Here is a 26,035-nt window from a genome sequence, read left to right as displayed (position 1 = left end):
CAAAGTGTGTGCTCCAGGCTGATCAAACCATTTAAATCGAGTGCTGATCGATTGCATTGTGGGCACTTAGAGCAGAGCTCTTCGTCTTGCGCAGCGGTGAAACAGCATTTCACTCATCGCAGCTCAGGCTTTACCTTGCTGGAAGTTATGGTTGCACTGGCAATTTTCGCCACCGCAGCCATGACGCTGACCAAAGTCGCGATGCAATATACCCAGTCAACCTCGAATGCCATTCTGCGCACCAAAGCACAGTTTGTTGCCCTGAACGAAGTGGCTCAAATGGAAATCAATCAGCAATGGATGGATGGTACGGCCTCCAAACAGCTGACCCAGCAAGGCGAAACCTGGCAAATTGACAAGCGCAGTGAACCGACGATCAGTCCCAATGTGCAGCGTATTGAACTACAGGTCAGTCTGGTCAATCAGGAGACTGGTCAAGTTGCATCCGGGATCAGCAGCTTGATGTTCTTTAATCATCGCATGAACAATACGCCATGAAGCCTAAAGGATTTACCCTGGTCGAATTATTGGTTGCCATTGCAATCTTTGCGGTACTGTCTGCTTTGGGCTGGAAAGTTTTTGATTATATTGTCAAAACCAAAGATCAAAATGCAGTACATGAACAGCGTCTAGGTCAGCTACAGGAAACCTATCAGCAAATTTTACGGGATACGGTACAGGCAGTCCCTTTAACGGCCAATATCAATAGTGATATTCAACCGGCTCTGGTTTTGCAAAATGGCCGTTTTAATTTTAGTAAAACTGGCGTGACTGATCCTCTGGAGGAGGGTATTTCGCCAGATGAACGCATTGAATATCAGTATCGGGCCGATGAACAAAAACTGTATCGACTGAAATATCGCAACCTGAATCAGACCGGTCGTGATCAACCTGAATCCAGTATTTTATTATCGGACGTTGAGCAATTTCAGGTTGTGGTGCTGAATCCAAATGAACTCACACAGTGGCCTGATTCTTCTATGGATTTAAATCAGCTAGAGCAGAAACAGCGCTTGCCCAAAGGCATTAAAATCAATTTAACCGTGAATGGCGTCAGCTATGAGTGGCTGTTTAGTTTATTAAATACGGACTTTTTGCTTGATAATCAGAATACAGGTCAACCCGGCTAAGAATCATAAAAAATGAAAATGAATAAACAGAGGCTGAAGCAGCAGCAGGGCATTGCACTGATTACCATTCTGGTGATGGTGGCATTGGCGACTATTCTGGCAGCCACGATTGCCCAGCGTCAGGCTGCAACTGCTGAAAGTACCGCCTATCTGATGCGGCAAAATCAGTCGCTGATGTATGCCAAAAGTGCCGAAGCCTTTTTTTCTGAATTACTGGTGGATGATGCTGAAAATGCCGCAGAGGTTGATCATCTACAGGAAACCTGGGCGCAGCCGATGCCGGCTTTTCCGGTCGATGACGGCTATGTTTCCGGAATCATCCAGGATGAATCGGGCAAGTTTAATTTAAATAGCCTGATCACTGCTGAAGATAGCGTCAATGAAAATGCCAAAGCATGGTTCGAGCTGATTTTAAAACGTGCAGGTTTGCCAGCGCAGCTCAGTGAAGCCGTAATTGACTGGCAGGATGAAAACGAGCTGGTGAGTGGAGGTATGGGTGCCGAATCTAATTATTATCAAGGCTTACCGAATGCCGCTTTACCACCGAATGCAAAATTTCATAGCGTAGAGGAATTAAAGCTGGTACGTGGTTTTGAAGAAAATAAGTACAAACGGATAGCACCTTATCTGAGTGCTGCACCGATGCAGGAAAGTCCGGTCAATATTAATACAGCATCTGCTTTTCTGTTGGCCAGTATGGATGAAAAACTGGATGTGAATGCAATACAACAATTGCTGGATCAGCGACAGGCCAATTTGGAACACTTTTCTAATGTGTCTGAGTTATGGTCACTCGAACCGTTTGCGCAAGTCGATGCTGCCAAGCGTAATCTGTTTAATAGCTTGCTCGGAGTGCAATCCAATTATTTTAAAGCTCAGATCGAAGTGGTCTTGAGTGAACGCAAGCGCCAGTTCAGTAGTGATCTGGTTCGTCAGGACAAACAGGTATATGTGGCTTATCGCAGTATGGCACCCTTTTAGTCAGGGCTTATTCAGTTATACTGTCAGTCTAAATCTGAACAGCAGCTTGATCCCTTTTCCCTATCAGGCTGAACAGCAAAATTAATCCTCAAAGCTGTAGTTTTGCTTTATAATCAAAATCAATTCACCTATTTTTTGACGACATTACGGCATATGTTAATTCGTAAGTTATTTAAGTTTGAGAATGCTCATATTGTGCGTAACTGCACGTCAGATCGCTGTAAGCGTTCGATCCATGGCCATAGTTATAAAGTCGAGCTACTGTTAAAAGCCTCGAAATTAGATCATGGGCAAATGGTCTATGACTTTGGTCTGCTTAAAGGTGTGATTAAGGATTTCTTTGATTCTTTCGATCATGCGATCTGTTTCTGGCAAAATGACGACCCGGAATATATTCAGGCTTGCAAAACTTTCAGTGCGCGATGGGTGTCGTTACCGGTATCACCATCGGCAGAGCAGTTTTCACGTATCTTTTTCTTTCTGGCGCAACAAGTGCTGGCATCGACCGTGACTCAAAATGGCGAAGGTGATGTCGAAGTCTATTCTGTGATTATGCATGAAACCGATACCGGTTATGCACAAAGCTTTTTAGAAGATATTCAAAATGAACAGATGGGCATTCTGAGTCTGGATCAAATTGAGTTTTCTGAACAGGTGCAAGCTGAATGGACCGATCCGGACATGTTGAACAAGCTGAAACAGGGCACAGCATTTCATAACCCGACTGTAGATTTACAGGTACAGATTTAAAGTCTGCGTGACTTGAAATCCATTGACATAGATTTAGGATTGAAGAATGTCTTTAAATGAACAGCAACTGGCCAAACTGAATAAGGTTCAGTTGGATGAAAGCTGGAAATATGGATTGAGTGAGTTTTTACTCAGTCCGAAAATGGACGAATTAAAAGCTTTTCTGATTGAAGAAAAAAAAGCAGATAAAACAATTTATCCTCCCAATCATCTGATTTTTAATGCCTTGAATACCACGCCGCTCGATCGGGTTAAAGTGGTCATTTTAGGGCAAGATCCTTATCATGGCCCGAATCAGGCGCATGGATTAAGCTTTTCGGTGCAAAAAGGGGTTGCATTGCCGCCATCTTTGCGTAATATTTTTCACGAGTTACATGCGGATGTCGGGGTTGAACGACCAAAGCATGGTGACTTGACGCATTGGGCGGAGCAGGGTGTGCTTCTGTTAAATGCAGTACTGACCGTAGAAGCAGGTCAGCCGACTTCGCATCAAAAGCGCGGTTGGGAAGAATTCACCGATCACGTCATTGATGTTTTAAATGAGCAGCGTGAACATATTGTCTTTATTCTTTGGGGCGCATACGCACAGCGTAAAGGACAGCGCATCAATCAGGACAAGCATCTTGTGTTAAAGGCCGCACATCCATCGCCTTTGGCCGCAAACCGTGGTGGTTTTTTTGGTTGTAAAGTATTTTCAAAATCGAATAACTATCTCAAACAACATGGCATTGAGCCTATAGATTGGCAGCTGGACGCATGACATATTCTCCCCTTAATAAAACTTATCATCCGGATTTGATCGTTGAAGAAGCGCATAATGGCTGGCGTATCGTTCGTTTAAATCGTCCAAAGTCTTTGCATGCTCTGGATGAATCGATTGCTTCTGCACTTTTGGAAGTATTTCAGGATTTTCATACGGATGACAGCGTAAAAGCGATCTGGTTAGATTCAACCACACCGAAAGCATTCTGTGCCGGCGGCGATGTGCGTAAATTACGTCAACTGGTCATTAACGATGAAGTGGCGGCTGCCAATAAGTTTTTTGAACAGGAATATGCGCTGGATCTGTTATTGCATAATTATGCCAAACCGGTTTTGGTCTGGGGTGAAGGTTATGTGATGGGTGGGGGCCTTGGTCTGTTTATGGCGGCACCTTTCCGTTTAGTGACGCCGTATTCGCGTTTGGCGATGCCTGAAATCAATATCGGTTTATATCCCGATGTGGGTGCAACTCGCTTCCTGGCCGATCGGGGCGCGATTGGTTTATTTACCGGCTTGACCGGTTCAATCATGACCGCTGCAGGCGCTTATGGGATTGGCTGGGCAACACATATTTGTGATGCACAGCGTGATTCAGTTTTAGATAAAGTGATTAATATTGACTGGGATCATTATCCTGCCGGTGACTTCCGTGCCATTGATGACACTTTAAATAGTATGCATCGTCCGGTAGGGCCAGGACCACTGCAAAACTCTCTGGATGTGATTCATAGTGTTTGTCGTGGTGTCAACTTCGAGCATGATTATGAATCGATTATCGGTCTGAGTGATGCGCGCAGTGACTGGTTGCGTCAAGCCAGTGAAAATCTGCAAAAAGGTTCACCAACTACAGCTGCATTGACCTGGTTGCTCTGGCAATGGGGTAAACAGGTACATTCCTGGAATGAAATTTTTGAACTGGAAACCCAGATTTCTGACTGGAAAATCCGTCATCATGATTTCGTTGAGGGGGTACGCGCGCGTCTGGTGGATAAAGACCTTTCTCCTGCATGGAAAAAGGGTGCAGATATGAGCTTAAAAGGTATTTTGTCTGCAAACCCTCCGGTGACCAATATTGAAAGCTGGAATGCCTTGTTAAAACAGTATGGTGTGATTTAAGTCTTACATGTCCGAAACACAATTGAGTCATGAATACTGGATGCAGCTTGCCTATGCGCAGGCTGCACTTGCTGCCGCACAGGGCGAAATTCCGGTGGGTGCGATTATTGTTAGTCAGAATCAGATCATTGGTCAGGGCTTTAATGCGCCGATTTCCTTAAATGATCCGACCGCGCATGCCGAGATTGTGGCGCTGCGTGATGCCTGTCAAAATATCCAGAATTATCGACTACCTGACGATGCAGTGCTGTATGTAACCCTTGAGCCGTGCACCATGTGTGTTGGTGCTTTGGTACATTCACGGGTTTCACGGGTAGTATTTGGCGCATTTGAAGCGAAAGCGGGTTCACTGGTCAGTGCACGTCAATTATTTGAAACGGGCTATTATAATCATGTATTTTCCTTTGAAGCAGGCTGCATGCAGCAGCAATGCTCCGAACAGCTTAGTGCATTTTTCAAGTTGCGTCGTGAGCAGAAGCGGCAACTCAGGTTACAAGAAAAATTATTAAATACGCAGAAATAAATCTACTTTATCGCTAAAATTCCTTAGTTTCGAATCTATAATTTCAGGAAAAATAATGCATAGCATTCAAGTAAAAAAAGAATTTCCGGCATCGATTGATGAAGTCTTTGATTTAATGTCTAAGCATGCCACCTATAATATTGCCTTTGCGCCGATGCAGGTTGAACGAATCAAGGATTCTGCAGATGCTGAACATCCGGATGGACTAGGTTCGGTACGTGCTATGGGGGTGGGGCCGCTCAAGCCGCTGAAAGAACAGATTACATTGTTTGAGCCGAATGCTCGTATTGAATATCAGATTATTAAAAATCCATTGATCAAGCATCATCTGGGGATTATCGAATTTGAAGCGCTGGCCGATGATAAAACCCTGGTCACCTATACGATTGAATTACAGGCGCGTGCGCCTTTTGTGAGTAAATTAATTCTTGCACAGTTACAGGCAGCGATTAAACTAGGCCTGACGAAACTCGCAAAATCTGTTTAAACAACAACGGGAAAGCAATGACAGTTCAAATTATTACCATTGATGGTCCAAGTGGGTCTGGCAAAGGCACGTTGGCAGCAAAACTGGCTGCACATTATCAGTTTCACTTATTGGATTCTGGCGCGCTCTACCGACTTTTGGGTTTGTCATTGCATCACCATGATTTACTGGATTTAATGGATATTAAGTTGCCAGAATGCGTACAAATCGCAACAAATCTGGATATCCAGTTTGTCAGTAGCGAAACCGGGGTGCAGGTATACTTGGATGGCGAAGATGTTTCCCAGACCATTCGAACTGAACGCGTCGGAGAATTTGCTTCAAAAGTTGCTGCAATTCCTGAGCTTAGAATGGCAATGGTTTCACGTCAACATGCTTTTGCACAGGCACCTGGTCTGGTGGCAGATGGCCGCGATATGGCCACAAGTATCTTCCCGCAAGCTCAGGCTAAAATATATTTGACTGCATCGGCTGAATCGCGCGCGCAAAGACGTGTAAAGCAGTTGCAGGGTATGGGGCTGGATGTTAAAATAAACGATATTTTAGCTAATATCATCGCGCGTGATAAACGAGATATGGAACGCACTGTCGCTCCACTCAAGCCTGCCGACGATGCTTACATTATCGATAGTTCAAATTTGAACATTGATGAGGTATTCCAGTTGATGACCACTTATGTGGACCAGCAGTTAGCCAATTAACCTGATTTTATCAGCAAACGCATAGCTTGATCAGTTTTATATGGACTATGTAGATGCTTAATTAAACCGGCCTTGTCTGATCCAAGACCGCTGACTTTATCGGAAATATCATGACCGAATCTTTTGCAGCCCTCTTTGAAGCAAGTGAATTAAACCTCAACGTTGAAAAGGGTGCAGTTATCCAGGGCGTTGTAGTAAGCATTGACTCTGATTGGGTAACTGTTGACACTGGCCTTAAATCTGAAGGCGTTGTTGACCGTGCTGAGTTCTTAAATGAACAGCGCGAACTTGAAGTTCAAGTTGGCGACACTGTAGACGTAGTTGTTGAAGCGCTTGACAACGGTATGGGTCAAACTGTTCTTTCTCGCGAAAAAGCTAAACGCGCTGAGACTTGGACTAAACTTGAAAAAATCTTTGAAGACGGCGAAATCGTTACTGGTGTTATCTCTGGTAAAGTTAAAGGCGGTTTCACTGTTGACATCGGTCCAGTACGTGCGTTCCTTCCAGGTTCTTTAGTTGATACTCGTCCTATTCGTGATACGACTCACCTAGAAGGCAAAGAGTTAGAATTTAAAGTAATCAAACTTGACGCTAAACGTAACAACGTTGTTGTTTCACGTCGTGCTGTTATGGAAGCTGAATCTTCAGCTGACCGTGAAGCTCTTCTTGCTCAGCTTGAAGAAGGTCAAACTGTTACTGGTACGATCAAAAACCTTACTGACTACGGTGCATTCGTTGACCTTGGCGGTATTGACGGTCTTCTTCACATCACTGATATGGCTTGGAAACGCATCAAGCATCCTTCAGAAGTTGTTGAAGTGGGTCAAGAAGTTACTGTTAAAGTACTTAAGTTCGACCGCGAGCGTAACCGTGTTTCTCTAGGTCTTAAACAACTTGGCGAAGATCCATGGTTAGCGATCATGAACCGTTACCCTAAAGGTTCAATCGTTAAAGCGCGCGTAACTAACCTGACTGACTACGGTTGTTTCGCTGAAATTGCTGAAGGCGTTGAAGGTTTAGTACACGTTTCAGAAATGGATCACACGAACAAAAACATCCACCCATCTAAAGTTGTTCAGATCGGTGATGAAGTTGATGTTATGGTTCTTGAAGTTGATGAAGAGCGTCGTCGTATTTCTCTTGGTATCAAACAAACTCGTGCTAACCCATGGGAAGAGTTTGCTAAAGACCACGACAAAGGCGAAAAAGTTTCTGGTACGATCAAATCTATCACTGACTTTGGTATCTTCATCGGTTTACCAGGCGGTATCGACGGTCTAGTTCACTTGTCTGATATTTCTTGGAACGAACAAGGCGAAGAAGCGATTCGTCGTTACAAGAAAGGCGACACTGTTGAAGCGGTTATCCTTTCTGTAGACGCTGAAGGCAACCGTATCAGCCTTGGCATCAAGCAAATGAACAACGATCCGTTCAATGACTTCCTTGCTGCTAACGAACGCGGTGCGTTGGTTAAAGGTACTGTAACTGCAGTTGATGCGAAAGGCGCGACTGTTAAGTTGGCTGACGAAGTTGAAGCGACTCTGAAAGCATCTGAAATCAACCGCGATCGCGTTGAAGATGCAACTAAGTTCCTTGAAGTTGGTCAAGAAGTGGAAGCGAAGATCATCAACGTTGATCGTAAATCTCGCGCAATCAACTTGTCTATCAAAGCGAAAGACGAAGCTGAAGAGAAAGAAGCAGTTGCTAACTTGAAAACAGCGCCAGCTGCTGGTCAAGACAATGGTCCTAAGACGATTGGTGACCTGATCAAAGCTCAAATGGGCAACTAAGTAGACGTTTGAATTGTATTGTTAATGTAAGTTAACTAATACTTTTTATACAAATACTGTAAACGGTAGCGTAGTATTTAATTATTGCGCTACCGTTTTGTATTTAAACAGGTTATTATCGGGAAATAGATCCCAAGTAGCTTGATAATTAAAGAGGTCGCAGATGACTACTGAAGCACTTAATAAGTCTGACTTAATAGAGCGCATTGCATTAAAAAATCCGCATTTGGCCGAGCCTTTAGTGGAAGAAGCGGTTAAAATTATGATTGATCAAATGATAGAAGCTTTATCATCTGACAATCGTATCGAGATTCGCGGATTTGGTAGTTTTGCATTGCATCATCGTGAGCCACGCGTGGGTCGTAACCCTAAAACTGGTAAATCTGTAGAAGTGGCTGCAAAAGCAGTTCCGCACTTTAAGCCAGGTAAGGCCCTTCGGGATGCTGTAAACGAATCTGCAAATAAATAATTGTAAATATTTACGGGGTGTTCATGCGTTACGTTCTGGTCGTTCTTTTATTGGTGCTGTTTGGCTATTCATTGGCTTTGGTTTTGCAAAATGGTACCGAATTGTCCGTGGACTTGTTATTTACTCAAGTTCCTGCAATGCGTCTAGGATTATTGCTGCTCCTTACCCTATCTCTAGGCGTCGTGTTAGGCCTGTTATTGGGCGTTCAAATCTTCCGGGTTTTCCAGACCAATTGGGAAATCAAGCGATTACGTAAAGACATTGAACATCTGCGTAAGGAACAGTTGAATACAGCCAAGTTAATGGCCGCTGAAGCAGCAGCCCATACCCGGCATGAAAAAACTGTATTAGATATTACCAATGAAAATCAAAGCCCATTATAATGGGCTTATTTTTTGCCTATTTGAAGGGATAATCTCTTGAGTATCATTGTTGCACTAGATGCCAAAAGCCAATTTGATGCCTTAGCCATTGCAGAACAGCTAGATCCTGCCTTGTGTCGACTAAAAGTGGGCAAAGAGTTATTTACCCATGAAGGTCCAATCATTGTCAGAGCACTTCAAGACAAAGGTTTTGATGTATTTCTGGATCTGAAATTTCATGATATTCCAAATACGACTGCACAGGCAGTCTGCGCGGCAGCTGATTTGGGTGTATGGATGGTGAATGTACATGCATCTGGTGGCCGAAAAATGATGGAAACCTGTGTGGAGCGTTTACAAGCAGGCAACTATAAAACTCAACTCATTGCTGTGACAGTGCTGACTTCAATGGGTCGTGAAGACCTCAAAGATATTGGTCTGGATATTGAGCCAAATGAGCATGTCAAGCGTCTGGCTCAACTGACCAAAAACAGTGGCCTGGACGGGGTGGTGTGTTCAGCTCAAGAAGCAAAAATGTTACGTGAAACATTAGGCCAAGACTTTGCTTTGGTAACACCCGGTATTCGTCCTGAAGGCTCAAATGCCGATGATCAGAAGCGTATTGTGACACCGAAACAGGCGATGCTGGACGGCTCGACTCATTTGGTGATTGGCCGTCCTATTACCCAGTCTAAGAATATGCGTCAGACTTTAAAAGATATTTTGGCAACGCTTTAATATGGTTTGAATGACAAAAAGCCTTTCAGTCGAAAGGCTTTTTTTATATATTGAAAAAAATGGTTATAAAATAAAAAGGAAAAATGATGACTTCATCTGAACCACAATTAGAAAAAGAACAGAATGACGTGATTCAAAATGTTCAACAGGCGGAACAGCTTAAGCAACAAGAACAGCAACAACAGCAGGCAAGCTCAGCAGATTGGACAGCAGGGATCGATGTGGTCAGTTTGGCATCTGATGCCATCAGCCTTGCTTCGGATGTTATTGAAACAGTAGGCGATGCCTTAAGTGATATTGATTTAAGTTTTTAGTCAGCCCTTCTTGCTTGTGCTTCGTTTTAAAATCCTGCTTTAGAACTTAGTCAGGAAGGAGAGTTCCTCTTTAGAAAAGAGAGATTTAGGGAGATTGAGAAAGCAATAAAGCAATTAAATCGCTGCCAGTACACTCACCATGACTGGTGCTAACAGTGACAAAATAAATCCACTGACCATAGCATGCGGAATAAAATCGTGACCGCAAGCCTGCTTAACCATCGGTAAAGTCACATCCATTGCAGTTGCACCTGCTGCGGAAATGGCAGATCTCGGGTATCTCCAGCCCATACAATACATCAGTAAGATGGCAAAAATTTCTCTAAACAGGTCATTCATTAGTGCAATGCTGCCGAGTTCTGCATTTCGAAGCTCGGTCACGACAACGCCTGACATTGAGTAAAATCCATAGCCTTGTGACAGCATGATCAAATCTTTCAGGCCAATCTGTGTGTTCCAGAATGAATACAGCATAACTGCGAATAATGAACCGAAGATACAACCGATCGGAACCAGAAGAATTTTGATATTTAACCAAGAACGATCCAGTGGCGAATAAGCCAGATCTAAACCAATGAAAAACATAAATACCAGTAACAAATGCCAGGTGCTAATGTGTAAGGACAGATCAAACAGACTCAAGCCAGCATGTAAAAAGTATCCGCCTGCGAGTGCCAAAAAAGCATAACTCATATTCACTAAGGATTTAATTACCAGATCAAGGGATACTCTGCCTGAACTGGGAAGAAAACCAGCCCACTTGAACAGCAAATAGCAAATAGCAAAAGCACCGAGTGATGTCAGAAAGGCAATGCTGATGGATGTACTCAGAATCTGTAGGGGATGCTGTAATTCATCCACAAGCTGTGAGAATTCAAAGGAAATCGCAATCAGTAACACATAGCTAAAATAAGGTAAGAGCTTGAAACAGATTTTAATCATCGATACTGGAATCCGTTTCGCCAAAGCAAAACCGAGTGCCAAACAGAGAAGAAGCTGAAAGATGAGCCAAAGCGATTGCATAAGTTTAATAGATTGAAAAAATTATCTTTAAATTATGCCATCGCTTGATGCTAGATGGTGAAAAGCTTTTAGCTAACTTTATTGAATAATCGATAATCTGCGGTATTGGGTTTCTTGGTTTTCAGCCAGTATTTCCAGGTATAAGTCGGCCATAGGGCAAAATTCTTGCCACCTTCCTGCTGATACCAGCTTACACAGCCAGATTGCCATACGGTCTGTTCAAACATATGTTGCACCTGCTGATTAAATGTATCTTGCGCCTGCTCTTTGACCATAATGGCATCGCTATGTGATTGATCGACCCGCTGCATGAGCTGCAAGATATAGTCAACTTGTGCCTCAATCATAAAAATCACAGAGTTGTGTGCCAATAGGGTATTTGGGCCCAGTAATTGAAACAGGTTTGGGAAACCTTTCATGCAAATTCCATAATAACTTTCAGCCCCCTGTTTCCAGACCTCATTGAGCTGTAGATTATCCAGCCCAGTACATTGAAAATTCTTCATATAGATGCGTGGATCGGTAATGAACCCGGTGCCATAAATCAGACAGTCAATTGGCCGCTCCTGACCATCTTGGGTAATGATGCTATTTTCAGTGAGTTCCTGAATCTTTTCAGTCACCAGTTCTACATTCCTGCGGTTAAAAGTCGGGAAATAGCTATTGGAAACCAGAATACGTTTACAACCCATGATGTAATCCGGAGTGAGTTTTTGAGCTAACTCAGGATCTTTAATCTGGTATTTGATGAACAGTTCTGCCAGTTTCTGGGTGTATTTCATGATGCCGGGTTTAACGATGGGGATGACCCGCGATTCATTTGGCCAATATAAGCGGGCACGGTGCAGTTTTCGGAACCAGTCATATTTTTCAAATAGTGTCTTTTCGAGAGGGTGATAGACACGTTCATCGCGAGGAATGATCCAGGCTGCAGTACGTTGCATGACATAGAGTTGTTTGCATTGTGGGGCAATTTCCGGAACATATTGAATGGCGCTGCCACCTGTGCCAATCGATGCGACATTTTTGCCATTTAAATCATAAGCATGATCCCATTGTGCAGAATGAAAGACTTTCCCTTGAAACTTCTCAATACCGGGGATAGGTGGAATCTGGGGAATATGTAAAGGCCCTGAAGCAAATATGACAAATTGGGCTTCCAGGATACTTTGATCTTGTAACTGCAATTGCCACAGACAGCGCTCTGCCTGGTAATGCGCTGAAAGGACTTCAGTATTTAAGCGGCAGAACGCACGCAGCTTATAATCGTTTACCAGATCCTGAATATAGGAAAATATCTCGGGTGCTTCGGCATAGCGTTTTGACCAGTTACTTTTCGGAGCGAATGAGAGGGAATATAAATGTGACTGCACATCACAGGCTGCGCCAGGGTACTGGTTGTCTCGCCAGGTTCCACCAAATTCATGGCCTTTTTCCAGCAGAATAAAATCATGGATGCCTTGCTGCTGTAAACGTATTGCCATGGCAATACCGCCAAAACCGGCGCCAATAATGGCGACTTTGGTAAAGGGTGGCGAGCGGGTGGCACTTGTATTTTCCAGCATCATTGCATTCCTTGCTTATTTTAATAAGAGATTATTATCATCATTCACTGATAAAAGATTAGACCTAAAATTGATCTAAACGGCAATAGCAGTACACTTATTTTTATAGTACAACTAAGACTATCACATTGTATTTGTATGGTTATGAAACGTTCTGTTCTCAGTCTAATGTATTTGATTCAAGGGATGCGCAAGGCGGGCATAGACGTCGATCAGAAGCTGCAAAACATTGGACTGCGTGTCGATGCCTTTGATCCTGGCTCGATTATTCATCCGAGTTTGGAACATGATGTACTTAAGGTGGTAGGGCAGGAAATCGAAGCTGAGCAGGGATTATTGATTGGCCAGCATTATGCATTGGCAGGTTATGGTCCGTTGTTGATGTTACTGGTTACCAGTCCGACGGTACGTGATGCGCTGCATCAGGTGATCCGCTTTCAACAGTTGACGCATTTGACAGGACAATTGGGTTTGCAACAAAGCGAGCATCATAGCGCGCTGTGTTATCGACCGAAAAATCTGGAAGATGGTTTGGGTGTGTTGCTGGCACAGGCGGAGATTTCGGGAACTTTCAAGTTTATCCGTGATATTTACAAAATGATGGGCCTGTCCAAACCTGATTTACGGATCGAGTTACCATTTGCCCATCCGCAAGAGCCGAATACCTTAAAGGTCTATCATGATTATTATGGGACACAGGTTCAGTTCGATGCACCAAGTGCGGCATTCTGGTTTGATGAAGCAGTTCTGGATATTAAAATTCCGTCTGCGGATACGGTGACCTTTGCGCTGTATGAAGCCAAGTGTTTTGCTGAACTGCAACGTTTGCAACAGGATGAGCAGACACCGACAGTGGTGCAGCGCGTTCAGGATTATCTGGAAATACAAAGTGGTTTGATGCCGAGCATGGCCGAAACTGCGCAGGCGCTAAATATTCCGGAGCGAACCTTGCGGCATCAGTTACAGCAGTGTGATACCAGTTATAAACAGATTCGCGAAGATATTATTAAAGATAAGGCTTTGCGATTGATTGAATATAAACAGTATTCAATTGAAATGATTGCAGAGTTGTTGGGCTATTCCGAGCCGGCTGCTTTTAACCATGCCTTTAAACGCTGGTTTGGGCAAAGCCCTCGGCAATATGTAAAATAGCCTAAGCCTGTTTATGCCAAAGTGTTATAGTGTGTTGATTAAACTCCGCTATAATTAAATTGATCCCAAATAGTACGAAACTCTATGTCCGATTTTAATTCACAGCACAGCACCGCCTTTAGTCCGATTTCTCCTGCAGAACGTTATGCACAAGCAATATCTTCGGGACAGTTTATGCCTGATGATGCACAGGCAATGGCAGTACATGAACTGAATCGTGTCTGGCTGGAATTGATTCAGCGTTTTAAGGCCTCGAAAAAAGCCTTTCGCCGTTTTCGCCGTCAGACTTCTCCCAATGGCGTGTATATGTGGGGTGGTGTGGGTCGTGGCAAAACCTGGTTAATGGATCAGTTTTATGATTCGATTCCATTTCGCCGTAAAACCCGGATGCATTTTCACCACTTTATGCAGCATGTGCATCGTGAATTAAATAAGCTCTCTGGGCAGCGTAATCCGCTGGATCTGGTCGCGGATCAGATTTATAAAGACGCGGTGATTATCTGTTTCGATGAGTTCTTTGTATCCAATGTCACCGATGCCATGATTCTGAGTGATCTGTTCCAGAAACTATTTGAACGCGGGATTACTTTGGTTGCAACTTCGAACATTGCCCCAGATGGTTTGTATAAAAACGGGATTCATCGTGACCGTTTCCTGCCGACGATTGAACTGGTCAAGAAAAACTGTGTGGTGTTAAACGTCGATGCCGGCGTCGATTACCGTTTACGCGTATTAAAACAGGCGCAGTTATTCAAATTCCCATTAACCCATGATCATAAAAACTGGATTGCGCAACGTTTCAGCGCTTTGACTCAGACGCAAACCTGCTCTGAAGAGCCGATTATCATCAATAACCGTATTGTGGAAACTGTGTCACATACCGAAGATGTATTGTGGTGCGAGTTTTCTGAGCTGTGTCTAAAACCACGTAGCCCGGCTGACTTTATTGAAATTGCCAATATTTATAATACGGTTTTAGTCAGTAATGTGCCGCACCTGACCGATTTCCTCAATGATGGGACGCGCCGTTTTATTTATCTGGTCGATGAGTTCTATGACCGTGGTGTCAAACTGTTATTGACCTCGGAAGACAATATTATTGATATTTACCAAGGTGAAAAACTGGTCTTTGAAATTGAACGGACGCGTTCACGTTTACTGGAAATGCAGTCGGATGAATATCTGAATTCTGAACATCGTCAGATTCAGAAAACTATCTCGAGTGAGTAGGAAGCAGAATAAAAGCGCTGGTCATTGACTGGCGCTTTTTTATAAAAATAAGCAGGTAATTGATCGACAACTAGGGCCAAACATGGCTTAATCTTGATCTAAATATGATCGTGTATAACTAGAATGCATAATTTTTACTCGAAAATCTGAACTTAAGTCTAATTTCTACATTTCGAAAACTTTATACACTGTCATTAGGGTATTTAGCAGAATGATATCTCAATGCGGCTGAGCGACGTCTGATATGTTTATGAGGGTACTCATATTATGAAAAATGCTCAGTATTTAGCAATTTGATAATACTATTCAGCTAGATTTTAATCGGTATACTAGAATCTCTTGTATAAAAAGTAGCAATATCAGGAAAGACAATGACTGCACGTATTCAAAAAGGCAAGTTAGCGATTGCTAAAGAACTTTACGATTTTATCGAAAATGAAGCACTACCAGGTTCTGGTTTGGATAGTGAAACTTACTGGAAAAACTTTGAACAAGTCGTTGTTGATCTTAGCCCTAAAAATAAAGCACTTTTGGCTAAGCGTGATGACATTCAAGCGAAAATCGATGAATGGCACCGCAATAACACATTTGAATTACAAGCTTACAAAGCTTTCTTGACTGAAATTGGCTACTTGTTACCAGAAGTAGAAGATTTTCAAATCAGCACTGAAAATGTAGACGAAGAAATTGCCGTATTGGCCGGCCCACAGCTGGTGGTACCGGTACGTAATGCACGTTACTGCCTCAACGCAGCCAACGCACGTTGGGGTTCTCTCTACGATGCACTTTATGGTTTCGACGTGATCTCTGAAGAAGATGGTGCGGAAAAAGGTAAAGGCTATAACCCGAAACGTGGTGAGAAAGTTGTCGCATTTGCGAAAAACTTCCTTGACGAAACTTTCCCATTGGCACAAGGTTCGCACGCAGACGCAACTCAATATGCAGTTGATGGCAACGCACTGGTTGTAACATTAAAAGATGGTTCTACAACGACTGTTGCGGATAGCGCTAAATTTGTTGGCTTCAATGGCGAAGCGTCAGCACCGACTGAAATCGTATTTAAAAATAACGGTCTGCACGTTATTGTGCAAATTGATGCAACGAGCCCGATTGGCCAGACTGATGCCGCTGGCGTAAAAGACGTAGTTCTTGAAGCTGCGGTTACCACCATTCAGGATTTGGAAGACTCGATTGCAGCGGTTGATGCTGAAGAAAAAGTGGAAGGCTATCGTAACTGGTTAGGTCTGATGAAAGGCACTTTAGAAGAGTCCATTCAGAAAAATGGTAAAACAGTTACCCGTACACTGAATGCAGACCGTACTTTCAAAAATGTGGAAGGTGGTGAAACCAAGGTTCATGGTCGTTCATTGATGTTGCTGCGTAATGTCGGTCATTTGATGACAAACCCTGCCATTTTGGTCGATGGTGCAGAGATTTTTGAGGGCATCATGGATGCCTTGATTACACCATTGTTGTCTTTTGCCGACATCAAAGGTGAAAATACCATCAAGAACTCGCGTCAAGGTTCAATGTATATCGTTAAACCAAAAATGCATGGTCCTGAAGAAGTGGCATTTGCCGTTGAATTGTTTGAACGTGCGGAACAGGTACTGGGTTTGCCTGCAAAAACTTTAAAAATCGGGATTATGGATGAAGAGCGCCGTACTTCTGTAAACCTGAAGAACTGTATTGCACAAGCCAAAGACCGTACTATTTTCATCAATACAGGCTTCATGGACCGTACCGGTGACGAAATCCATACCTTTATGGAAGCAGGCCCATTCGTACGTAAAGGCGAAGTCAAAGGTCAGATCTGGTTCCCGGCTTATGAAAACCGTAACGTGATGATCGGTCTGCAAGCAGGTTTACGTGGCAAAGCGCAAATCGGTAAAGGCATGTGGCCAAAACCAGACATGTTGCTCGACATGTATAAAACCAAAACTGAACATCCGGAAGCAGGTGCGAGCTGTGCATGGGTGCCATCACCAACAGGTGCGGTAATTCACGCGATTCACTATCATCAGATTAATGTTGCGGATCGTCAGCAAGAGTTATTGGCAACTGAAGCCTTGTCACTAGATGACTTGTTAACGCCACCATTAGCAACAGACACTAACTGGTCTGAAGAAGAGAAAACCAAAGAACTTGAAAATAACTGTCAGGGGATCTTGGGCTATGTAGTTCGCTGGGTAGACTTAGGTGTAGGTTGTTCTAAAGTACTCGACATCAACGATGTCGGTTTAATGGAAGACCGTGCGACTTTACGTATCTCTTCGCAGCACGTGGCGAACTGGTTGCGTCATGGTGTGGTAAGCCATGAGCAAGTAGAAGAAGTGATGCAGCGTATGGCGAAAATTGTAGATCAGCAAAATGCCAATGATCCGTTGTATACGCCAATGTCTGCAGACTTTGCCAACAATATTGCATTCCAGGCAGCGTCTGACCTGATCTTTAAAGGTGGTGAACAGCCATCAGGTTATACCGAGCCACTTTTACATGCAGCACGTTTAAAGTTAAAAGGTTATACAGGTGACTAATCCCGTCTAACTTAAAAAAGTCTCTTCGGAGGCTTTTTTATTGTCTAATGGTAAGCGGCTGTCTTTCTGACTAGAAATTTTTCAGCTGAACTCTTAAAGTGGAGCAAAGCTTGCGAGGAACAATAAAATGATGACGGTATATCAGGACTTAGACCAGCAGTTTATTCATGGTCAGTGGCAACATGGAACTTCAACCAAAATCATAAAAAATATCAATCCTTTTACCCAAACCGAAATTATGAGTCTTGCAGCTGCCAGCTCTGTCGATGTAGACAGTGCGTATACGGCAGCAGAACAGGCTTTTCAACAGGGTGTTTTGAATTCCATTGGAGTCCGTAAAACAGTATTGCAAAATTTAATTAATATTATTCAGCAGCGCCGTGCAGAAATCATTGACTGGCTGATTATTGAATCAGGCAGTACGCGCATTAAAGCCGGCCTTGAAATGGATGCTGCCTTGGGGATTATTCAGGAAAGTCTGGCATTTCCAGATCAGCTGAAAACTGAACAGCTCGAAAGCAAAGATCCAGTACGGAAAAGTTTGGTCTTGTGTAAACCTTTAGGCGTGATTGCAGTCATCAGTCCATGGAACTTTCCATTTCATCTGTCCTTGCGTTCAGTGGCGACAGCGATTGCCTGTGGCAATACGGTTGTCTTGAAACCAGCCAGTGATACGCCGGTGACTGGCGGTACATTAATCGGGAAATTATTTGAAGAAGCCGGTTTGCCTCCAAGTGCATTGAATATTGTTGCCGGTGCTGGCAGTGAAATCGGGGATTATTTTGTCGAGCATTCAGTGCCGAAAATGATTTCATTTACCGGCTCGACTGAAGTGGGGAAAAGTGTCGGCAGTAAAGCTCTGGCCAGTTCCAGAATCAAACGTTTGGCACTGGAACTGGGCGGCAATGCACCCTTGGTGATTCTGGATGATGCCGACCTTGATCTGGCGGTTGAACTGACCTTGATGGGGCGTTTTATGCATCAGGGACAAATTTGCATGAGTACCAATCGGGTCATTGTCGATGTATCTATTCATGATGCTTATGTGGATAAGCTTCTGGATCGGGTCAAAATGATTCCAGTGGGCGATCCGAATCTGGAAGATACCATCATCGGGCCGATCATTAATCGGAGTCAGGTCAAAAAGCATCAACAGATCATTCAGACAGGCAGCGAGCAGGGCGCACAGCTGGTATATGAGGGCGGAATTGAAGGAAATCTGGTCTATCCGCATATTTTCATTAACGTCGCAGCCGATTCTGATTTAGCACAACAAGAAAGCTTCGGTCCGATTTTACCGATCTTAAAAGCACGTGATGAGGCCCATGCTTTAAATCTGGCCAATGCAACAGAGTTCGGTTTGTCCAGTGCAGTCTGTACATCAAATATCGAACGCGGCAGCGCTTTTGCGGCACAACTGGATATTGGCATGACCCATATTAACGGGATCAGTGTTGCAGATCAGTCTAATGCACCCTTTGGCGGCGAGAAAAACTCAGGACTCGGACGTTTTAATGGTCGCTGGATTTTTGAGGAGTTTACCCGGACACACTGGTTGACCATACCGAATTCATGATACTCAAATCTATATCAATATTACAGGTTTGGCTCAAACATCAGGTTATAATCGAGTGGTCGAATGATTTACATTAATCCGCCATGTGTGCCAACTTTAAACCTTTAAGCTTAGAACAATTGCATAATCTGGGGTTGCCCGAAATTCCCTTTGAATATCCGGAAGAGGTCTATCCCAATTATGCTACACCGCTGTTATTTCATTCAGCTCAAGGACTGGAATGGCGGTCGGTAAATTTTGGCCTGATTCCAAAATGGGCAGAAGATAAAAGTATAGCTACCAAGACCTATAACGCCAGAAATGAAACTTTATTGCAAAAGCCAACCTTTACTGAAGCCACTGCCAAATGTCATTTTGGGGTCATTCCTGTTGCCGAGTTTTATGAGTCCAAATATTTTGACAATAAACCACAGCGTTGGGGTATAAGACGTCAAGATGGTCAGGCGACTTTTATTGCGGCAGTATATGAGATTACACGAGTACAAGGGGAAATTGTACGATCTGCCAGCATGATCACCATGGATGCCATTGACCATCCGATGATGAAAGAATTTCATGAGCCTGGAAATATCAAACGTTCGGTGATCGTAATTCCACATGAGCGACTACAAGAATGGCTGACACTGAGTCATCCGGATATTCGGAGTTTTTTACACGGCTTTCCGGAAGAAGAGTTTGAATGTTCACATGTCCCCAAAGAAAAAATCAAAAAAGCCAGCCCACAACTGAACTTTTTTGATTCTTAGAAAGCTCCGGTGAATTATTTATTATTGAAAGTATGCCAATTCGCCAGCGTCTATTTAAAAATAAAAAGTAGGGCTTTTAACGAGCCAGGTTTTTAAAAATATGACGTAAACTTTCCATGGTTTTTTCAATTTGCAAAGGCGTCAAGCCTTCAAATGACTGCTCTAGTACTATATTGGTCAGATCATTGATCTTATGTGTCATTTGCATGCCTTTTTCGGTCAAAAATACCCGGGTAATTCGTGCATCATCTTCACATGAATAAGTCTCAACCAGACCCTCATCTTTTAAGCGATAAACAATTTTAGTGGTGGTCGACATTTTAGATACGACCATCTCTGATAAGTCGGATACACTCGCATACGGTTTGGATTTTAAGGCAAGAAGGATACGGCGGCGCGAATTGTCGACACCATATTTTTTAAGTGCGTGATCGACATTAAGTACATATTGAGCATGAACCTGAGTAACCCAATAATAGGGAAAGTTTTCTAAATTAAATTCTTCCGTACACGGTAAAAATTTTGCATATTTCTTAGTCATGAAATGTTCCTTGTATTTATTTTTCTAGGGCCCGTCCATTTTATGAAAAAGTTTATGCATGTTTCAACCTTTATTTTAAAAATGTTAAAGAGATTGCACTTTTTAGTTTTTCTTAATAGCCCCAGAAGTCGAGCAGTTCTGCATATGCGCTGATTCAGGACAGAGAATGGCCATTTTAAATCGGATGAAAGGCAATAATATTTTGTGTAAAATTAATACTTAATTGTATATTTCTGAGGCGGAATCATTTTCCGCAATGGTTTGTCATTCGACAGCATGATTCGCTTATCGGCCAAAATGCAATCACTCTGATTTTAATCAACCAGACAATTTTGCTGATGGATCTATGCAGTTATGCGGAGGAATTTCCCCATCAAAAAATTCAAGCCCTATTTTAACTGATTGCTTTTTTAATCGGTATATATTTGATGGCTGAATTTTTAGTTCACTTTAAAAGTGGTTGAGCTAATGAATGGTAATTACTGCATATTTTTAATTAAAGTAAAATAATTTGTGAAGAAAAAATTAAGTTTAATGCGTTTTATACACACTGATTAATGAAAAAAGTCTAAGGAAAATCATAATCATGTAATTTTTTTATAAATTAATACATTACAAAATACTCAGTTTATGCATAATGGAATGGTCTTAAGTTACATAGGTTAAATTTAATGGATCCCTCGCCGTGCGTTGATCTTCCATCTCTATTTCTAGCTTACTCGAACGGGGTAGTTCTCTAATGGAATTTTTATTAGATCCCGGAATTTGGGTAGGTTTAATTACTCTTATTATTCTTGAAATCGTTTTAGGTATTGATAACCTAGTCTTTATTGCCATTCTGGCTGAAAAACTTCCTCCTGAACAACGTGATAAAGCTCGTGTCATCGGTCTTTCACTCGCATTATTGATGCGTCTGGGCCTGTTGTTTGCCATTGCTTGGCTGGTCACTTTGACTCAGCCGTTGATCACCCTGTTTGACTGGACCTTCTCCGGTCGGGACTTGATCTTGTTATTTGGTGGCTTGTTCTTGGTGTATAAGGCCGTCACAGAGTTACATGAAAAGATAGAAGGTAAGCCTGAAGTCAAATTGACCACTAAGGTGGTTTATGCAAGTTTCACTGCTGTTGTTGCCCAAATTGTTGTTTTAGATGCTGTATTCTCTTTAGATTCAGTGATTACTGCAATTGGTATGGTCGACAATATTTACGTCATGATGGCTGCAATGATTGTTGCGATGGGTGTAATGCTACTGGCATCGAAACCATTGACCAGTTTTGTAAACCGTCATCCAACTGTGGTGATTCTGTGTCTAAGCTTCCTGCTTTTGATTGGTATCAGTCTGATTGCAGAAGGTTTTGGTTTCCATATTCCAAAAGGCTATATCTATTCAGGTATTGGTGTCGCGATCTTGATCGAAGCGTTCAACCAGTTCGGCCAGCGTAATGCAGCAAAGCATGAATCTAAGATTCCTTTGCGTCATCGTACGGCTGATTCTATTTTGAAGTTAATGGGCGGCAAGCTGGAAACCACTGATACTGACAAAAATGAAGCTCAAGAAGCCTTTGCAGATGAAGAACGTTACATGATTGGCGGGGTATTGACCCTTGCAGAGCGTTCAGTCGCTTCGATCATGACACCGCGCAGTCAGATTTCATGGGTCGATCTAGAGGATAGCCCGGAACAGATCCGTGAAAGAATTCTATCTGTTCCCCACAGCCTGTTTCCGGTATGTCGTGGCAGCCTGGATAAGGTGATTAGCATCGTACGTGCCAAGGAATTACTGGATGTGCTGGAAGAACCGGAAGAGTTAAAAGCCCTGATCAAACGCCATCGTCCAATTTATATCTTTGAAAAGATGAAAGTTATTGATGCGATCAATACTTTGCGTACATCTAAAGGCTCTTTGGTCTTGGTGAGCGACGAGTTTGGTAATGTACAGGGTTTGATCTCACCACTAGATGTATTTGAAGCCATTGCCGGTGAGTTCCCGGATGCAGACGAACAACTTGATTTGGTCAGAATTGACGATTCCCACTGGATCGCTTCAGGTATGCTGGATCTGTATCAGCTTGAGCTTGAACTCGGCATGATTGATCTGATTGATGAAGATGCTGGTTATATCAGTGTTGCGGGTCTGATTCTGGATAAAACCAACAGTGTGGTCGAAGTCGGTACTGAATTGGATTATCAAGGTGTACAGTTCAAAGTCACTGAAATTGAAAGCAATCGTATCAAATCAGTTAGTATTCATTACGCGGCTTAAACGCCTGTTTTAAACACTTGCTTTGTTCAAATCTTGAAGGTCAGTTGCTCTAGTGGCAGCTGACTTTTTTTAATGCATCTTTTCTCAATTGTCCTTATTAAAACAAAGTGAGGTCATTGTTCAGACAGATTTTTTATCATTCGATGCAGACTATCACTCAAGTTGGATATTGAGCTGAATGGCTTGATATTGCACTAGAGTTTTAAGTCTAAAAGCAAGATTCGTAATGCAGCATAAGCAGAATCACATACTGGATATTGATCAATAGAGCCTGTTAATTAAAGCTTAAAAGTAACATTCAAATCCTGCTGAATAATTAAATTATAATTCACATGATTTCAGCTGGGATCATGTGAAAACAGATCAAACAAAAGTTTGATTCCTTTGGTGGAAATCGGTAGTTAAGTTACATTAAGTTATATGAAGCCTACTCAGTTAACCACCGATCATGCTCAAAATAGTTTCAGCGTAGGATTCAGAAGCAACCTATCTCTTCAGAAATTAGTAGAAGATGTGAGCGATGTACAGCTAAAAGTGGGGTGTCAGGTCTATGCAAACCTGCAAACACCCCTTAAAGCTGCTAGCAAACTAAACTGCTCCCGGCAAAATTTGAAAGTTGGCGTATTGTCGAATGCTTTCAGTATTAAGTTGATGGACTTCATCCAGAAAAGCCACATTAAAACGGCCAAGCTGTGGCGCACGTTCAAAAGCCCGTTGACCTGCAATTGCAAAATGCACATGTGCAGCGAGTGCCGCGATTGCGGGAGAACTTACAGCACTATAGGCTGCAATCAGTGCACCAAGTGCACAACCGGTGGCCGTGACTCGCGGTTGTAAATATGATCCGCCTGATACTTGTATTACCGGATAATCTCTGGAAATGATGTAATCAGATTCACCGGAAATCGCGACACAGTCACAATGCGCCAATAAGCTTTGTGCCTGTAAATAAACATCGGCACTATTGATGGTACTGTCCACACCTTTGGATTCGATCCGCTTGCCGGCCAAAGCACCAATTTCAGAGGCATTGCCCCGTAAAATTGTCGGATGGGAATTGAGTAACTGATCTACCGTATTCGAGCGCCAATGCAGTACCGTTCCATAACCAACCGGATCCAGTACCCATGGTTTTTTCAGACGATGTGCCGTTTCCGCAGCAATGTGCATGGCCTGTACTTGTTCGGTGGTCGGTGTACCCAGATTGAGATTGATCGCAGCTGCAATTTTGGCAAAACTTTCGGCCTCAAAAGGATTATCGATCATGGCGGGGGAAGCATTGGCAGCCAGCACCACATTGGCCACATAATTACTGGCCACGGCATTGGTCATGATATGCACCAATGACTGATGTTGCTGTAACTTTAACCATGCCTCGCAGATTTGATCCAGAAGCGTGTGCTGTAGTGCTTGCGTAGAAGTATTCATAATGATCATCTGTCAAAAAGTAATCTAAGTCGTATCTTCGCTCAGCGGGTAAAATAATGGTCCTGATGCTTACAGCTACGGCAGAACAGGCTGACATAGTCACTGGCATCATAATCCACCGAAAGCTCCTGTGAACCGCAGTGCATACAACGTTTCTGCGAATAAAATTTCAGGCGCGGTTCAATTTTATGCCATGAGCGCCAGACCGGCTGAAAGAAAATATTCTCATCATAACCCAGGAAGCGATAAAACAGGATTTCACTCATCTTGCTGAAGGCCAGTTGTGGCGGGCGTGGCAGGGTAGAGGTTTCCCATTTTTCCGTGACAGAACGTTCCCGATACTGTTGTAAGGTTTTTTTCAGCAGATTGGTATTAATAAAATTTTCATTGCGTGGCTTAAGCGCTTTTTGCTTATATAGATATTCCAGGGCGGTCTGTACCAGATAATAAATCTGTCCCACTGCCAAGACATCTAAAAGGCGATAGCAAAAGGTCTGAAAGCTCTGATTTCCGGCAATCTGCACATTCCAGCTACGACAGTAAAATTGCGCAAACTGAATGATCTCCTCATATAGCAGACAATACAGGGCATCTTTGACTTCATCTGCACTTTTAAAGGGCACACCTTGACTCAGGTTCTGATAAAACCAGTTGCGTAGTTGCTGGGTAATGCTGAACAGGCTCGGTTCAGAATAGCCATCCAGACGTACATTAATATAATAGTGCTGATTTTCCTGTTGAACATCTTTGGGAATTAAAATCTGTTCTCTGAGCATATTTTTGATCAGACCATGTTGAAACAGATAGTTCGGACTGATGGAAAAATAGCGAATATGATGCCAGTCGATATATTCGCGGTGCTGGCTATATTCCTGTACTTGTTCATCTAAAATCGAAAGTAAAAACAGTTTATTGATAAAACTGAGCTGATTGAGCTCAGGAACCGGCCGGTCCTGTTTTTTATGATAGAGACGATTTTCCTGTAAACGGACTTCCTTGAGCATGCGTTTACGCTGCGCCAGACATCGTTCACAATAACAATTGTGCTTTTGATCAGAATAAAGCTGATGCTGGCAATGGCTGCATTCATGATAGCTCAGTTCCTGATCATATTGCTCTGCCTCAATCCAATACATCGATGCCTTACACAGCGGGCAGTGGGTACTTTCATCAAGCTGTTTTTGCAGAACACTGAATACCATGGTCGCGGGCAACTCTAGAATGGACGGGCATTTGATTATACACGGCTGATGAGATGCAAACGTAGTGGACGGGTGCAATTTTTCTAAATCAAAAATAGTCATCCAAACAGGAGAAGAGCTACCGAAGTAGCTCTGATTTTAAAAACATGAAATAACGGGTTTTAGACTGGGCAGGGTAATGTGTCGTCCTCCTCGCCGCGATGTTTAGCATGAATTAAGGCCTGAACCTTTTTAGAGGGCACTTTTTTGGCACCGAGTGCATCGTAGGTGTTGAGAATGGCAGTTACTTCATGGGCCTGAAGCGGAATTCCTTCACAGCTCATCAACAGTGCAATCACTTTATGGTCAATATTGGCCTGATCCAGGGTCTGCAAAGTTTTGATATTTTCGATCCGTACAACATGCTGTTTTAAATACATGGCTCACCTCATCATCGTTATCATTATTCTTTCATTGGAAGTGTGGAAAAACACAGTTTAACTGTAGCAAGAAGTGTGCTCATTTTTTAATCAGCATTTATGCGGTACTCTGCAAATAAAATTATATATTTTTAAATCAGTAATTTATTAAAATGTAAGAAATTATGATCCTGACTATTTTTATGGCATAGATATTTCTTATGTAGAGCCGGGTGCTGCTCAATTAGGCA

26 protein-coding genes are annotated in these 26,035 nt (G+C 42.9%); 20 read left to right on the top strand and 6 right to left on the bottom strand.

The annotated features are described in order from the left end of the window. Nucleotides 1-96: 96 nt before the first annotated feature. From gspI to FTT73_RS01895, 14 genes are all read left to right on the top strand, one after another. The gene (gspI, locus tag FTT73_RS01960; protein ID WP_252721253.1) at nucleotides 97-498 is read left to right on the top strand and encodes a type II secretion system minor pseudopilin GspI; all 402 of its coding nucleotides are present in this window, start codon (nucleotides 97-99) and stop codon (nucleotides 496-498) included. Continuing rightward, entirely contained in the window at nucleotides 495-1,130 is a 636-nt protein-coding gene (gene gspJ, locus FTT73_RS01955; protein WP_005170411.1) for a type II secretion system minor pseudopilin GspJ, read from the top strand. The genes gspI and gspJ overlap by 4 nt, the downstream gene beginning before the upstream one ends. Before the next feature lie 12 nt (nucleotides 1,131-1,142). Beyond that, entirely contained in the window at nucleotides 1,143-2,111 is a 969-nt protein-coding gene (gspK, locus tag FTT73_RS01950; RefSeq protein WP_100355371.1) for a type II secretion system minor pseudopilin GspK, read from the top strand. Nucleotides 2,112-2,264: 153 nt separating this feature from the next. Beyond that, nucleotides 2,265-2,861, top strand: coding sequence for a 6-carboxytetrahydropterin synthase (locus FTT73_RS01945; RefSeq protein WP_005097321.1), 597 nt, complete (start codon nucleotides 2,265-2,267; stop codon nucleotides 2,859-2,861). A 46-nt stretch (nucleotides 2,862-2,907) separates the two neighbouring features. Then, nucleotides 2,908-3,621 (top strand): uracil-DNA glycosylase, encoded by a 714-nt coding sequence (ung, locus tag FTT73_RS01940; protein WP_074383250.1) that lies wholly within the window; start codon nucleotides 2,908-2,910, stop codon nucleotides 3,619-3,621. Next, nucleotides 3,618-4,739 carry an enoyl-CoA hydratase/isomerase family protein gene (locus tag FTT73_RS01935; protein WP_005097318.1) on the top strand — a complete coding sequence of 374 codons (1,122 nt, stop codon included), beginning with the start codon at nucleotides 3,618-3,620 and terminating at the stop codon, nucleotides 4,737-4,739. Before ung ends, FTT73_RS01935 begins: the two co-directional genes overlap by 4 nt. Nucleotides 4,740-4,746: 7 nt before the next feature. Then, nucleotides 4,747-5,262, top strand: coding sequence for a tRNA adenosine(34) deaminase TadA (tadA, locus tag FTT73_RS01930; protein ID WP_100358124.1), 516 nt, complete (start codon nucleotides 4,747-4,749; stop codon nucleotides 5,260-5,262). Between the two features lie 55 nt (nucleotides 5,263-5,317). Continuing rightward, a complete protein-coding gene (locus FTT73_RS01925; RefSeq protein WP_005097315.1) occupies nucleotides 5,318-5,749 on the top strand; it encodes an SRPBCC family protein in 432 nt (143 codons plus the stop codon). A gap of 17 nt (nucleotides 5,750-5,766) precedes the next feature. Next, a complete protein-coding gene (gene cmk, locus FTT73_RS01920; RefSeq protein WP_005170422.1) occupies nucleotides 5,767-6,450 on the top strand; it encodes a (d)CMP kinase in 684 nt (227 codons plus the stop codon). Between the two features lie 110 nt (nucleotides 6,451-6,560). Further along, nucleotides 6,561-8,240, top strand: a complete 1,680-nt coding sequence (gene rpsA / locus FTT73_RS01915) for a 30S ribosomal protein S1 (RefSeq protein WP_005097313.1) — start codon at nucleotides 6,561-6,563, stop codon at nucleotides 8,238-8,240. Between the two features lie 163 nt (nucleotides 8,241-8,403). Then, nucleotides 8,404-8,709: an integration host factor subunit beta gene (locus FTT73_RS01910; protein ID WP_005097312.1), complete on the top strand. Its 306-nt coding sequence runs from the start codon at nucleotides 8,404-8,406 to the stop codon at nucleotides 8,707-8,709. A 23-nt stretch (nucleotides 8,710-8,732) separates the two neighbouring features. Next, entirely contained in the window at nucleotides 8,733-9,092 is a 360-nt protein-coding gene (locus tag FTT73_RS01905) for a lipopolysaccharide assembly protein LapA domain-containing protein (RefSeq protein WP_074383247.1), read from the top strand. 36 nt (nucleotides 9,093-9,128) lie between these two features. Beyond that, entirely contained in the window at nucleotides 9,129-9,809 is a 681-nt protein-coding gene (gene pyrF / locus FTT73_RS01900; protein ID WP_005097309.1) for an orotidine-5'-phosphate decarboxylase, read from the top strand. A gap of 86 nt (nucleotides 9,810-9,895) precedes the next feature. After that, nucleotides 9,896-10,123, top strand: coding sequence for a hypothetical protein (locus FTT73_RS01895; RefSeq protein WP_100329616.1), 228 nt, complete (start codon nucleotides 9,896-9,898; stop codon nucleotides 10,121-10,123). A gap of 114 nt (nucleotides 10,124-10,237) precedes the next feature. Here the strand turns inward: FTT73_RS01895 and FTT73_RS01890 are convergent, their stop codons facing one another. Together FTT73_RS01890 and FTT73_RS01885 are read right to left on the bottom strand one after the other, a co-directional pair. Next, nucleotides 10,238-11,146 carry a lysine exporter LysO family protein gene (locus FTT73_RS01890; protein WP_005170429.1) on the bottom strand — a complete coding sequence of 303 codons (909 nt, stop codon included), beginning with the start codon at nucleotides 11,144-11,146 and terminating at the stop codon, nucleotides 10,238-10,240. A gap of 68 nt (nucleotides 11,147-11,214) precedes the next feature. Next, complete coding sequence (locus FTT73_RS01885; RefSeq protein WP_373686427.1) at nucleotides 11,215-12,714, bottom strand: flavin-containing monooxygenase; 1,500 nt, start codon at nucleotides 12,712-12,714, stop codon at nucleotides 11,215-11,217. 141 nt (nucleotides 12,715-12,855) lie between these two features. Between FTT73_RS01885 and FTT73_RS01880 the strand changes: the two genes are divergently transcribed. From FTT73_RS01880 to FTT73_RS01860, 5 genes are all read left to right on the top strand, one after another. Continuing rightward, nucleotides 12,856-13,863, top strand: a complete 1,008-nt coding sequence (locus tag FTT73_RS01880; RefSeq protein WP_005097302.1) for an AraC family transcriptional regulator — start codon at nucleotides 12,856-12,858, stop codon at nucleotides 13,861-13,863. Between the two features lie 84 nt (nucleotides 13,864-13,947). Then, the gene (gene zapE / locus FTT73_RS01875) at nucleotides 13,948-15,093 is read left to right on the top strand and encodes a cell division protein ZapE (protein WP_005097301.1); all 1,146 of its coding nucleotides are present in this window, start codon (nucleotides 13,948-13,950) and stop codon (nucleotides 15,091-15,093) included. Nucleotides 15,094-15,464: 371 nt separating this feature from the next. Beyond that, nucleotides 15,465-17,630, top strand: coding sequence for a malate synthase G (locus tag FTT73_RS01870; RefSeq protein ID WP_005097299.1), 2,166 nt, complete (start codon nucleotides 15,465-15,467; stop codon nucleotides 17,628-17,630). Nucleotides 17,631-17,757: 127 nt separating this feature from the next. Next, on the top strand, nucleotides 17,758-19,206 hold the full coding sequence (locus tag FTT73_RS01865; RefSeq protein WP_180190931.1) for an aldehyde dehydrogenase family protein: 1,449 nt from the start codon (nucleotides 17,758-17,760) through the stop codon (nucleotides 19,204-19,206). 83 nt (nucleotides 19,207-19,289) lie between these two features. Beyond that, a complete protein-coding gene (locus FTT73_RS01860) occupies nucleotides 19,290-19,952 on the top strand; it encodes an SOS response-associated peptidase family protein (RefSeq protein WP_180190930.1) in 663 nt (220 codons plus the stop codon). A 76-nt stretch (nucleotides 19,953-20,028) separates the two neighbouring features. Here FTT73_RS01860 and FTT73_RS01855 read toward each other — a convergent pair whose 3' ends face one another. Next, complete coding sequence (locus tag FTT73_RS01855) at nucleotides 20,029-20,493, bottom strand: MarR family winged helix-turn-helix transcriptional regulator (RefSeq protein ID WP_180190929.1); 465 nt, start codon at nucleotides 20,491-20,493, stop codon at nucleotides 20,029-20,031. A 739-nt stretch (nucleotides 20,494-21,232) separates the two neighbouring features. Here FTT73_RS01855 and FTT73_RS01850 point away from each other — a divergent pair. Continuing rightward, complete coding sequence (locus FTT73_RS01850; RefSeq protein WP_005097293.1) at nucleotides 21,233-22,756, top strand: TerC family protein; 1,524 nt, start codon at nucleotides 21,233-21,235, stop codon at nucleotides 22,754-22,756. A 588-nt stretch (nucleotides 22,757-23,344) separates the two neighbouring features. Here the strand turns inward: FTT73_RS01850 and thiM are convergent. From thiM to FTT73_RS01835, 3 genes are all read right to left on the bottom strand, one after another. After that, nucleotides 23,345-24,193 carry a hydroxyethylthiazole kinase gene (gene thiM / locus FTT73_RS01845; protein ID WP_180190928.1) on the bottom strand — a complete coding sequence of 283 codons (849 nt, stop codon included), beginning with the start codon at nucleotides 24,191-24,193 and terminating at the stop codon, nucleotides 23,345-23,347. Between the two features lie 32 nt (nucleotides 24,194-24,225). Further along, a complete protein-coding gene (locus FTT73_RS01840; RefSeq protein WP_180075010.1) occupies nucleotides 24,226-25,386 on the bottom strand; it encodes a hypothetical protein in 1,161 nt (386 codons plus the stop codon). Nucleotides 25,387-25,547: 161 nt separating this feature from the next. Further along, nucleotides 25,548-25,805, bottom strand: coding sequence for a hypothetical protein (locus FTT73_RS01835; protein ID WP_004278839.1), 258 nt, complete (start codon nucleotides 25,803-25,805; stop codon nucleotides 25,548-25,550). Nucleotides 25,806-26,035 lie beyond the last annotated feature (230 nt).

The organism is Acinetobacter sp. YH01006, from assembly GCF_013420445.1.
Classification (GTDB): domain Bacteria; phylum Pseudomonadota; class Gammaproteobacteria; order Pseudomonadales; family Moraxellaceae; genus Acinetobacter; species Acinetobacter pseudolwoffii.
The sequence above is the reverse complement of the archived record's forward strand: the minus strand, read 5'-3'. Positions and strand labels throughout refer to the sequence as shown.